At 36.9% G+C, this 12,001-nt stretch carries 9 protein-coding genes; all 9 read right to left on the bottom strand.

Features of this window, described 5'->3' with window-relative positions; translation table 11 throughout:
* Positions 1-27: 27 nt before the first annotated feature.
* The gene (locus ACXAGJ_RS07695) at positions 28-948 is read right to left on the bottom strand and encodes an NAD(P)-dependent alcohol dehydrogenase (protein WP_474838615.1); all 921 of its coding nucleotides are present in this window, start codon (positions 946-948) and stop codon (positions 28-30) included.
* A gap of 109 nt (positions 949-1,057) precedes the next feature.
* Positions 1,058-1,405, bottom strand: coding sequence for a DUF983 domain-containing protein (locus ACXAGJ_RS07700; RefSeq protein ID WP_474838617.1), 348 nt, complete (start codon positions 1,403-1,405; stop codon positions 1,058-1,060).
* A gap of 11 nt (positions 1,406-1,416) precedes the next feature.
* Complete coding sequence (locus ACXAGJ_RS07705) at positions 1,417-2,289, bottom strand: SDR family oxidoreductase (RefSeq protein ID WP_474838618.1); 873 nt, start codon at positions 2,287-2,289, stop codon at positions 1,417-1,419.
* Positions 2,290-2,309: 20 nt separating this feature from the next.
* Positions 2,310-3,572 carry a serine hydrolase domain-containing protein gene (locus ACXAGJ_RS07710; protein WP_474838620.1) on the bottom strand — a complete coding sequence of 421 codons (1,263 nt, stop codon included), beginning with the start codon at positions 3,570-3,572 and terminating at the stop codon, positions 2,310-2,312.
* Positions 3,573-3,808: 236 nt separating this feature from the next.
* Positions 3,809-5,602, bottom strand: a complete 1,794-nt coding sequence (locus ACXAGJ_RS07715) for a helix-turn-helix domain-containing protein (RefSeq protein ID WP_474838622.1) — start codon at positions 5,600-5,602, stop codon at positions 3,809-3,811.
* 224 nt (positions 5,603-5,826) lie between these two features.
* On the bottom strand, positions 5,827-8,868 hold the full coding sequence (locus tag ACXAGJ_RS07720) for an efflux RND transporter permease subunit (protein ID WP_474838624.1): 3,042 nt from the start codon (positions 8,866-8,868) through the stop codon (positions 5,827-5,829).
* Entirely contained in the window at positions 8,865-9,914 is a 1,050-nt protein-coding gene (locus tag ACXAGJ_RS07725) for an efflux RND transporter periplasmic adaptor subunit (protein WP_474838626.1), read from the bottom strand. Before ACXAGJ_RS07725 ends, ACXAGJ_RS07720 begins: the two co-directional genes overlap by 4 nt.
* Positions 9,914-11,272 carry a TolC family protein gene (locus ACXAGJ_RS07730; RefSeq protein ID WP_474838628.1) on the bottom strand — a complete coding sequence of 453 codons (1,359 nt, stop codon included), beginning with the start codon at positions 11,270-11,272 and terminating at the stop codon, positions 9,914-9,916. Before ACXAGJ_RS07730 ends, ACXAGJ_RS07725 begins: the two co-directional genes overlap by 1 nt.
* Positions 11,273-11,342: 70 nt before the next feature.
* Positions 11,343-11,744: a MarR family winged helix-turn-helix transcriptional regulator gene (locus ACXAGJ_RS07735; protein ID WP_474838630.1), complete on the bottom strand. Its 402-nt coding sequence runs from the start codon at positions 11,742-11,744 to the stop codon at positions 11,343-11,345.
* Between the last annotated feature and the right edge of the window lie 257 nt (positions 11,745-12,001).

Consider the following 12,001-nt stretch of genomic DNA (forward strand, 5'->3'; position numbering starts at 1 on the left):
GACCAGGCTTAGCACAGATTGATGATTTTAATTTTGAATGACGACTGATACATTTCCTCGTTTTCTCCCCGAATCCACATATTGATGTGCTGCGCGAAGAGTTTCTAAACAGTACTCTTTGTCTATATATGGTTTCAATTGTCCAGTTTCCGCTAGTTGACGTACCTTTAAAAGCAGTTCTACGCTTTCTTTGGTGAGCATTTTTGTCGAAACAAACTTCCCTCCATTGCTTAATACTCTTTTGGCATCAGACTTTGAAGTTTTACCTACGGCATCAAATACAATATCGAAGCGTTCAGATAGGTTAGCATAATCCTGTTTTTTGTAATCGATTACAGCTTCAGCACCTAATTGTTCAACCATATCTACATTCTGAGTGCTACACACTCCCGTAACCTGTGCCCCAAAATGATTGGCAATTTGCACCGCATAGCTCCCCACACTACCAGAAGCTCCGTAAATGAGTACTTTCTGATTTCTTTTAATATTCGCTTTTTCCAGTAAATACTGAGCGGTCATACTGCCGATCGGTAATACAGCAGCTTCCTTGTGAGAGAGGTTCCTTGGTTTTTTGGCTACCACACCATGGTTCCAACGCTCGGGGATACACATATATTCAGCATAGGCTCCTGTTTTTAGCATGGACGTGGTACCAAAAACCTCATCTCCTACTTTAAACTTTAATACTTTACTTCCTACTTGTTCAATCACTCCGGACCATTCGTGACCTAAGATCCGCTTCCTTGGACGGAACAATCCAAAAATCAAACGTGCGGGTAACCATACCATTGCTGGAAAATCAGAGGCACGTAACCTTACATCACCAGCAGTAACCGAAGTAGCGTGTACCTTCACCAAAACTTCATTAGATTTTGGTGTGGGTTTTTCCAACTCCTCTAATTCCAGGACTTTTGGCGAACCATATTTAGAATACACTACTGCTTTCATTTTTAGAAGTTTTATACTTGCTGGTTTAATTGATAATTTAATGGTTCAAAGATGCGAATGATAAGGCCACCAGTCGTTCTGAAATGAAATCCCGAACTAATTTCTGTTTTTAAACACCTTTCAATATGTAAATCCAGATTATTCGGGCAATCCGCATATTAAAAGAAGATAACAGTAAAATAGTGATGGCTATCCATGGTAGGATCCGTAGATCAAAGGTGTTTTCAAAAAAGAAAGTTCCGATGACAAATACTGTGATTGCTTCTGCAATTCCCAAAGCATAACTTACGTACATCGCACCGAAGAAAAACCCTGGTTCTTTTTCGAATGCAAATCCGCAATGCTCACACTCTCTGTTCATTCTGGGTTTGCTAAAATTGAAGTAAATGTTCTTTTCGTTATAGATATGTCCTTTACCACAGTTTGGGCATTTATTACTTAACATTTTATGTATCATGACTTTAAATTTTAATTGTTTTTTGCTTCTGCGAAATAGAAGTCTCTTAGCTTATGCTTTCCGTAGCGCATTGCTACGTTGTCATTGGCCATCAGGGTCAAAAAGAACTCAATCGGACCATAAGTCTCTACAGTAGTAAATTTTCGGACCGACCAAAGAGAGAAACGCCTTATCCAATCTGGCAAATGCCAAATATTAGGTGCTTTACCGTGGGCATCAAATGCCAATTCTGCAATCTCATTTTGTGTAAGTACATCTGGTCCTCCTACTGAACATTCATTAACAGATTCGTCAATCATTGTCAAGATGATTTCTGCCAAATCTGCTCCGTGAATTGGATTCATCAATTGCTCCCCTTTTCCGAAGAGAAATACGCGTCCATTCCCTGCCATTTGCAGAAAGTCTTTCATATCAGAGAAAAATCCATTGGGTCTAATCACGGTATACTCCAACCCTGACTTTTTTAGTTCATCTACAAAGGCTTCTTTAGCCTCAAAAATTTTAAGGTCTCGATGCTGGTCACCATTAATAGCGGATACATAAATGAACTTTCGGACAGCTGATCTTTGGGCTTCTCGCAGTAGATTTAAATTGGCTTGGTAATCTACATCCATATACGTGAATCCATCTTTTTGGCGAGTGATACCTATGGTAGAAATCACTGTATCGATTCCTTCACAACTTCCAGAAAGTGTATTGGGTTCTGTAACCGTAGCCTCCACAATTTCTATCCCTGGAGACTGATATTGCGCTAATTTTTCTTTCTTTCGCGTAAGCAGCCTTGCAGCTAACCCCTGTGTCATCATGATTTGTGCTATATGATTTCCTAAATAGCCTGTAGCACCTGCAACCAACACATGTTTAGTATTTACTTTTTGTAACATCCTAATTCTTTTTCACCTGATTAATTATGCTGTATATATTCCTGAACACCTTCTTTTATGAGCTGCAATACAGATTCCCATTTACCAGTGTTATCCGAAAAAGTGGCATCCATATTAGCAATAACAAAGAACCCTGAACTACCATCTGTTTTTATTTCCATATGACTGGACACCCCCAAACTATTACCTCCATGAACCCAGTTATTTCCTTTTTTGTACCAATACAGACCGTGGTTTTCGGCAAAATCATCTGGTACGATACCCGCATCAAGTTGTGGAGTAAATAGTAGTTCATAAAAAGCTGTTTCGAATAATGTATTTGATTGCCCCTTAATCCCATTGGTCATATCCAAAAGGTAGTTTGCCAAATCGTCATTAGTAGTATGTATGCTGCCTTCGGGATAGCCGTGATTTCCGTAAAATGGAAGAGGTGTATTTTTATCCAGATAAGGAGTGGCCCATTGCTGTTGGTTTACTTCTGTCACGTTAAATGTGGTATTATTCATCTGCAAGGGCGATAAAATATATGTTGCCACATAGGTTGCAAAATCTTCTTTGGTGGCAGATTCTATAACGAAGCCCATGAGTGTCGTTGCTACATTTGAATACGACCATACTTCTCCTGGTTTTATAGCAATGAAGTTAGAATCACCATATAGTGCCCCATCCGCTAAAAAATACTCTGCCAAATATTCATCAAGTGGAACAGGATTCATCACTTCGAGTTCTAGAGCATCAGTTAATATCATAGCACCTGTAGTACTCATATCCTGATTGGGCAATACAAAATAATTGGCCTTGATATACGTACTTTGATCATCTACAATCCCTGAAGTATGTGTTACCAAATGTCGTACTCGAATCACCGCATCAGGATTTGCAAGATTGACAATGCGAATAGGCAGTATATCATTTATTGGTGTATCCAAGGTAAAGTACCCTTGCTCAATAGCTTTTGCGGTAGCAGCACCAACAAAGGACTTGCTTAAAGAAGCAATATTAATAACCGTTTGGTTGTTGAAGTGACGTTGTGCTTCAATATTCTCGAACCCAAAAGAAGCCTTGTAATTAATGTTGTTACCTTGTGCGATACTCACTGCAAAACCAGCTATTTCCTGAGTTTCTATAACTTTTTCAAAGTACTCTGTTAGGTCTTCTTGAGTTTGAATTCCTGTTGCTACAGGTGGGGTACTACTTCGATCATCATCGCTGGAGCACGACGAAATGGCTGATAGCAGTATTACTAATGTTGTTCCTAAAATAAATCTAATCCTTGTTGTCATAAATGTTCGTTTTTTACTCTGCGCAATTGCGAAGTAGATGGATAATTTTTTGATGGTACAAAGATGATTTTGAAAGGAAAGACAATCGTTCTGAAATGAAATTCAGAACCTACAAAATGAAAATCAGAACTTTTTGACTACGATTCTCAAAAAAATTGAATAAGTAGTATTAAATACTTGTGATTACAACTCAGATGTTAGACAAGAGATTTTGAAACTGTGTACGAACTCCTTAACTAGGCATTATTCTTCAACCACTGCTTGGGCGTCATACCTTCTATTTTTTTAAAGTATGTATTAAAAACAGTTTTGGAGTTAAAACCACTTTCGTAGGCTAATCCCAATAAGGTCAAATGGTTGTTTTCTGGTAACAAGGCTATTTTTTTGAAATACTCAAGACGCATACGGTTCACTAACTCTGCAAAATTTGTTTGGAGACCATCATTAATGAATTTTGATAATCGATTGGGGTGGATCACCAATTCTTCTGCCAAAGAGCGAAGCGATAATTCTGGCCAAAGAAAGGCCTCTTTACCAACTAAAATTTGGTCCAATCCATTTTTCAACTCATCAGATTCTTTTGGGGTAAAGGATGGGATGTTATCCGTTTTTGAAGCTTCAAGAGAGAAGGTAGTGACTTCGATTCCTTTAAACACTGAATCTCTTAATTCTTTGAAAACTTTAGTTCCTCGTATAGGCTCCAGAAATGGATCAAATTGAAAATTAATGATTTGCCCAATACGCTCATCTACCATTTTCTCAAAGTGTTCGAGTGCAAGATCCGTTTTTTGACAATGTACCAAATAATAAAAATCCCAATACACCATCAAGTTCAAATTTTCTGACACTAGCGCTTCATCGTATTCTGGTATTTCTTGACGGTGAACGGCCCCATAAATGGCTTCAATCATAGCTACAAAATCATTATTCAGGAAGGATTTGGCATAGGCCAACATTGCATCTCTTTCTTTTAAAAATAACAGACATGCTACTTTCAAATGCCGGCTTAATGCAAAACTATTGTCAAGCTTTAGCGAATTTTCGAAGCTATTCAATGCAGTTTCGTAGTGTCCTTGCAAATAATGTATATTTCCTTGGGTATAATAATGATTTGGAGATAATGGATTAATTTTTAGAATCTGTTCGGTTTGTTCCAAAGCCTTATCAAAAAATCCCGTTGCAGTATATAGTTCTGCAAGGGCTTCCATACCTTCAGAGAAATGTGAATTTATTTTGAAACAACTTTGAAGATCTCGATACCCTTCTTCAAACTGCCAATTCCCCCAAAAATGTATTGTTGCTTTAGCAAAATACCCAGTATAAGAATCAGGGTTCATTGCTAAACCCCTATCCAAAAATTCATTTGCCTTTTTTAGCCCATCATCTCTATCCATATGCCCCCAACTTGCATTGATGGCATAACACCATCCAATAGCTATTATGGGATCTGCATAAGAAGCATCAAAGTCTGCAGCTTTTTGATAAAAACCAATGGCCTTTTCAAGATTTGGCAAGTTCCAAGTCAATTGAAAATATCTTCCTTTCAAATAGAGTTGATACGCCGTGAGGTTTTGTGTACGAACAGTGGATAGGGTTTCATCAATCTCGATATGCCCAAAATTCTCACGAATTTTATCTGCTATCAAAAGGCTAATTTCGTCCTGAAGTCCAAAAACATCATTGAGTTCTCTATCAAACTTTTCAGACCATAACAGAAAACCTGTATCTGTTCGTGTAAGTTGGGCAGAAATACGTATTCTCTCTTTTGCAATCCGAATACTTCCCTCAACGGCATTGGTTACACCAAGTTCGTTCCCTATAATCCGAATGTCCGTCGGTTTGTTTTTAAACGTAAATGATGAAGTCCGTGCAGTAACTTTAAGTCCATCAATCTTTGTAAGCGCATTAATTATTTCTTCGGTAATACCATCAGAGAAATACTCATAGGAAGTATCTCCACTCAGATTTTTGAACGGTAAGACGACAATAGATTTGTCTATGGATGATATATTTGAATTAGATAGATTCAACTTTTACAACACAACGGTAAATTTAAGAAAGTGCTAAAAGAAAATTTAACTCTCTTATAGAGAATTTGAATTTCTTATCGCGGAGCGAATAAAAATCGATCTTAAATTATCTAAAATGTAGCGTTTCAGAAATTAATAAACCCTTAAAAGCCACGTTCAAAAACGTAGCTTTTAGTTTATAAAAACGAGCATCTTTAATATTCAAAATGAATATCACATCATATTTATTCACCTACGGTTAACCACTTATATAATACCGGCACTATTAAAAGGGTAAGCAAAGTTGACGAAATCATTCCCCCAATAAGAGTCCAGCCCAATGGCGACCACAAAGAAGTTCCAGAAAGTGTTAATGGCATAAGGCCCAAAATGGTGGTAAGCGATGTAAGAACAATAGGAATAAACCTTCTTTTGGCAGCAAGCTCAATTGCTTTTACTTTTTTCCGGCCTTCGGCAATCAGCTGATTGGTGTAATCAACCAGAATAATAGAATTATTGATGACTATTCCGATAAGACTAATGAATCCAACAAAAGCAAAAAACGAAAACGACCAACCTGATAAAAAAAGTGCAATAAAAGAACCGCTTATGGCCAGTGGTATCGCCGAAAAAATAATCAACGGTTGCGTAATCGATTTGAATTGTAACACGAGAACTGCAAATATTAAAATCAGGGCGGTTACCAACAAAATACCCAAATCCCCAAAACTCTCGGTTTGAGTCTCATACTCCCCTCCTATATAATAGCTGTAACCCTCTGGCCAATTATAATTTTCTAACTTGGGTAATATCGCTTCTGTATATGTTTTTGTGTTATCGGGGTTCACTACATTGGCAGTGATCGCAGTATTTCTTTGGGTATTGAAATGGTTAATCTTCGCATAATCCTCTTCAAACTGAATAGTTGCCAATTGACTTAATGGTATTTGTTCTCCTGTGGAGCTCGCTACATATACTTTATCAAAATCCTCTAAAGACGGCCTATCTGCAAACGGAAGCCTAAGTACAACTGGATAATTTTCATCGTCTTCCTCTATTTGGATGTTATCGATCAAAAGTCCATTTAAACTTGCTCTTATGGTTTGGTCTAAATCCAAAAGAGAAACATTAAACAATGATGCCTTGTCGCGATTTACTTTAATATTAATATCAGTCTTTGCAACTGCCAATGGGTTATCAACATCCAAAGTTCCTTCAGTTTCTTCAACAATTCTTTCTACATCATAAGAAATCTGTTTTAGTACTTCAAGCTCTTTACCGATTAACAAAATTTCAATTGGTGCTTCAAAAGGAGCTCCGTTTTTAAGCTCCCTAAAGGAAATTCGAGCATCAGGATATCCGGCAAAAGTGTGCCTGAATTGCTCCAAAGTTTTATAAAACATTTCTGGATCCCAATGATCAAAATTCACCAGTACTTCACCATGATAAGTTTTGTACTCTTCTGGAATTCGATTGTAGTATACCTGAGGATTACCATGTCCTGCATTGGTGGTGTAATGAGATACAAAATCGGTGGTATCCAATACCGACTCGATATAGCGCATGGTTTTATCTGTATGCTCAATATTACTGGAATACGGATGATCAACATCGATCAGTAACATTGGTTTGTCTGCGGTTGGAAAAAAACTCACCCCAATACTCGGAAACAACAAAAGAGAACAGATTAATACCAAAAACCCTCCAAAAACGATTATCCAACCTTTCCGAAGGGAAAATTGTAAAAGAGGGCTGTACCTTTTTTCAACAAAGTATTCCAACTTTTTTGAAATAGCTGGTGTTTTTTGAGGGGCTGCTTTTTTCAACAACCTACTAGCCAAAATTGGTGTAAAAGTTAATGCCAATATCAATGAAGCTATTAAGACATAGATAACTGTTAGGGGCAAGCTACGTAAAAACTCTCCTGGCCCACTTGACAATAGCGTTAACGGAGCGAAAGCCAGTATGGTTGTAATTGTTGAACTCACAATAGCATATCCAACTTCAGAAGTTCCTTTTGCTGCAGCTTCTAGTAAAGAGTAACCTTCTTTTTTGAACCGAACAATGTTTTCGATAACTACAATTCCATTGTCCACCAATAGCCCCAAAGCAATTACCAAGGCTGCGATGCTTATTTGTTGCAACGCATAGTCTGTGAAGTCCATTAGCATAATTGCAATTAATATAGAAAGTGGTATGACCACCATGATAATAATAGCAGGTCGCCATCCTAAAAACAAGAGTATGATAATCCCTACCAACAGGATACCTTGAAACAAATTAGATATAAAATCATTAATTCTTAGTTTTACCGCCGGAGCCTGTTCGAAAGCCGTTCTTAATTCGATCGTATCCGGAAGTTTTTCCTTAAAAGTCTCAGTTATGGTAGAAAGCTCTTCGGAGAGTTTCAAAATATTACCCCCTTCTTTTTGAGTAACAGTTATATAAATAGCCTTTTTACCATTAAACCTACCTATCCAGCGTAAATCTTCATAATCATTAGTTACCGTTGCAATATCCTTTAGGTACACAATCTGCCCCTCATTAGAAAAAATAGCAGTGTTTCGAAGTTCATCCAAGGTTTCGTAGCTACCAGTAGATTTTAAGTTAAATCCTAGATTTCCAGATTTAATAGTTCCCCCAGGGACATTAACGTTGTTATTCCGTAAAGTACCAATAACCAATCTTAACGGAATCTTCAAGGTTGCCATTTTCTGAAAATCCAAACTAATCCGGATTTCCTCTTGAGGGTTTGCCTCTATATCTACTTTGTTTATATAACTGGAAACTTCGAGTGCATCCTCTAGATCCTCCGCATAATCATACAATTGTTTATAAGATTCGCCGTCAGACACCAGAGCAAATTGATTTACTACAACCCTATCTGCTGGCTTAAACTGTTCAACATCCAATTCTATAATCCCTCTGGGTAGTTCGTTTCTAATTTTGTTGATTTCTGCAACGATGTCGTCGTACTTATCATCATAATTGATACCGAATTCGGCTTCAATCTTTAGGACTGCAAGACTATTTGTTATTTCAGTCTTAATTTCTGTGATATCATCTAATTCGTCTATTACTTCTTCAATGGGATCTACCACCAAATCCTCCATATCTTCAGGGCTGGTTCCTGGATAAACCACTACAACAGTATAATTTGGTAAGGATAAAAAAGGATCCTCCGAGCGTGGCATTGTATCAAAGGAACGGATGCCTAAAAAGACCAAAAGAAAGACAGCAGTTAGAACAAAAAAATGATTTTTGAGTGCTAAGTTTGGAAGTTTCATTGTATAATATTTATAGAATCATTTGTTTTTAGAAATGGAGCCCCACTTGTGATGATTTTCGCATCAAAAGGAAGCTGAGACAAAGCAGTAGTAAAATAATCTCCTTTAACTTCTATTACGTCAATTTTTGCCACTTTCAGGGTCTTATCATCTTGGGTGTAGTAGATGGAAGCCTCCTTTTTATCTCCTTCTACTAATGCATCCATAGGAATACTGAGTAATGGTTTATTGCCTTTGGGATGAATTTGCACCTTACCAATGAATCCATTTTTAAGCTCAGGAACTGGCTTGGTTAAGGTAAGTTCAACCTCAAAAAGTCCTGTTCTTGGATTGGAAGATTCTGAAATCTCGGTTACCATACTATCAAATTCAACATTTTCGAAAGCATCAAAATGTACCGTAGCTTTATCACCCATTTGAATTTTAATGATATCTCTATCCGAAAGCCCCAATCGAACAATTTGTGAACCAGCGGTTTGTGAACTCCCTATTTTATATATGGGTTGTCCCGGAAAAATGAGTTCTCCTTTCTCGACAAACCTTTTTAAGATCTTCCCAGTGATTGGAGCATTCAATACGGCAAATCTTTGGTTAAAATGCGCTACGTTGAGATTTGACTTTGCTATAGCAGCTGCAGTTTCTGCATTTTGCTTTTGCTCAAGGGTTCCTACTGTATCCCGATACAGATTAGTGGCTCTTTCTAGATCCCGTACTGACTTATCATAAGAGTTTTTGGCTCCTACTACTTTTGCATTGATCTCCGTAAGATCCAGACTACCCAAACGTTGTCCTTGTTTTATGGTGTTTCCTTCCTCTGCATTTAGATTCGCAACGATTCCGCCAATCTTGAAAGAAAGAGTTATCTCCTCTTTGGACAATAAGGTTCCCGTAGCAATTACAGGTTGTATTTGTTTCAAGTTTGCTACCTTTTGAACTCTTACGTTCTTAAAATTTTCTTTTGTAACCGAATTTATATTGGTGTACTCCTTTTTACAACCAAGAAATAGGAATGAGGTCCATAGTAGTATTATAGCGGTAGTTTTCATTAGTATAAATTGTTTTGTGTTATTCTTATCAGGTTTGCTTTGGCTATTTTGATATTGAATCGAGCGATTGATTCATTGAGTTGCGCCGTAGTCAATTGTGTACGCGCTTCATTGAACTGCACCAACAATGCTTGATTCTGTTTATATTGAGCCTCTATAATCTTGAAGTTTTCCTGTGCACTTTTTAGTTGAGACAATTGAGCATCGTGCACAGATAATGCCTCTTCATGTTCGTAATACCCCTGAGAGGCTTCCAAAAGAATACTGTTTTGCACCTCGAAATAATCAGTTTGCAGTTGTTTCTTTACAATTTGAGCTTTACGGACCTTAGACTTGTTCCTGCCGCCTTGAAATATTGGCCAAGAAAGATTGAAACTTAATAGGTAATACCTCTGATCTTTATCAAATGTATACCCAAACCCTTGATAACCGAATTCAGCGGCTGCAGAAACATTAGGGATTAAAAACCCTTTAGTGCGTTTGATTTCAAAGTCATTGGCTTTGATGCCTTTTTCAATACTTTCCAACTCACTGCGATGTGTTAAGGCAGTTTTCTTAATTTCAGAGACTATAAACCGATCATTGTCTGATTCTGCGGGTTTATCTATGATAATCTTTGCCTCTAAATCCTTATTCATCAAAAAATTGAAAAAATTACGAGATAGCGCTATGTTTTTGTGTACAGTTGCAAGTTGAGCATTAATTTGATACAATTGAGCTTCTGCATTATAAAGGACCTCCTTGGTAGCCACATCATATTTAACAAACTTTTTGTTGACGCGCACAAGTTCTTTTAGTAGGAGACGTGTGTCATCCAGAATGCTTTTTTGTTCTATCAGTTTTAGATGATCGTAGTATGCCTTACGAATTTGAAAAGCCAATTGATTTTGGTATGCGGTTTCCTTTGCTTCATTGATAGAAACCTTGGCTTTGCTAGCTTTATGCCCGTAATAGATATCAGTGTTTAAGAGAGGCTGTACAATTCGTATTTTGGTTTCATGAAAATCATTTGGTAATAGTTGTTCATTGACGTTCTCCAAATTTGTAGGGAATTGGGGCGTCCCCGTCAATTGATTTAGGCTAGCATAGACCGGATTAAAAAGGTCACCAATCGGAAAATCTATGGTTCTTCCTCCATCTGCAAGAATATATCCAGCATTAAAAGATATATCCGGAAGAAAAAGTCCTTTGGCTATCTTCCTTTCTTCTTTAGAAATATCGGTATTCAATCGTTCTTTTAGATACTGCCTATTATTAAGTAGTCCTTCTTTTACATAATCCTCTAAAGTGTTTTGTGAAAAACACACAAAGCACAAAAGAAAAAAGATGCATCCTACAAATGGTGTTTTGGTTTTCATAATAGTTCTATTAAATATGAAGTTGAATTTTTAATTAAATGTTGCATATACAACATTATATATAAAATTTTTAGATCATTTTATTTTCTAGTTTTTTTAAGCTGTTCATTCCATCCTCCTCTAGACTATCCATAAACAAATCCATGGCCTTCTCCCATTTTGGGATAATCTCATTTACCATTTCCAGACCTTGAGAAGTCAGTTCGACTTCTGGTCGGTAATCTGCAGTTCGCAGTACAAGATTTCGCTTTTCCAACAGTTTGATATTTCTGCTTACTGTAGAACGTTCCAGACGCAAAATTTCTCCCACTTTACCTTGCTCTACTCTTCCTAATTCATGTAAAGTAAAGAGAATAGTAACCTGATTTTCGGTAATGTTTTGGTCTCCTAGAAATTTTCTAATATGACCATCAGCTATTCTAGACAATCGTCTTAACCTAAATCCGACACAATGTTGCAATGGATATTTCATAAAACAAAAGTAACAACCAATGTTGTAAATACAACATATTTAACTTTATATTAACTAATTATGAATCATGATTTCCAAAAAACATTTGTGGTTTTTGTTTTACTCCTATGCCAAAATAACCAATATTCCCTCTATTAATATCTCTTCTCCCCCTCATTTACAGCAAAAAACACCTGAATATTAAATTTTGGTCATTTACCCTTTGTTTTTGGTTAACTATTAGGCCAACATCGTAAATACATTTGTACTATCAAATT

The organism is Aquimarina sp. AWH4_224 (assembly GCF_056160245.1).

Coding starts and splice junctions, on each gene's coding strand:
- ACXAGJ_RS07700 (WP_474838617.1), bottom strand. CDS start 1,405: ATGATACATAAAATGTTAAGTAATAAATGCCCAAACTGTGGTAAAGGA.
- ACXAGJ_RS07735 (WP_474838630.1), bottom strand. CDS start 11,744: ATGAAATATCCATTGCAACATTGTGTCGGATTTAGGTTAAGACGATTG.
- ACXAGJ_RS07695 (WP_474838615.1), bottom strand. CDS start 948: ATGAAAGCAGTAGTGTATTCTAAATATGGTTCGCCAAAAGTCCTGGAA.
- ACXAGJ_RS07730 (WP_474838628.1), bottom strand. CDS start 11,272: ATGAAAACCAAAACACCATTTGTAGGATGCATCTTTTTTCTTTTGTGC.
- ACXAGJ_RS07710 (WP_474838620.1), bottom strand. CDS start 3,572: ATGACAACAAGGATTAGATTTATTTTAGGAACAACATTAGTAATACTG.
- ACXAGJ_RS07705 (WP_474838618.1), bottom strand. CDS start 2,289: ATGTTACAAAAAGTAAATACTAAACATGTGTTGGTTGCAGGTGCTACA.
- ACXAGJ_RS07725 (WP_474838626.1), bottom strand. CDS start 9,914: ATGAAAACTACCGCTATAATACTACTATGGACCTCATTCCTATTTCTT.
- ACXAGJ_RS07720 (WP_474838624.1), bottom strand. CDS start 8,868: ATGAAACTTCCAAACTTAGCACTCAAAAATCATTTTTTTGTTCTAACT.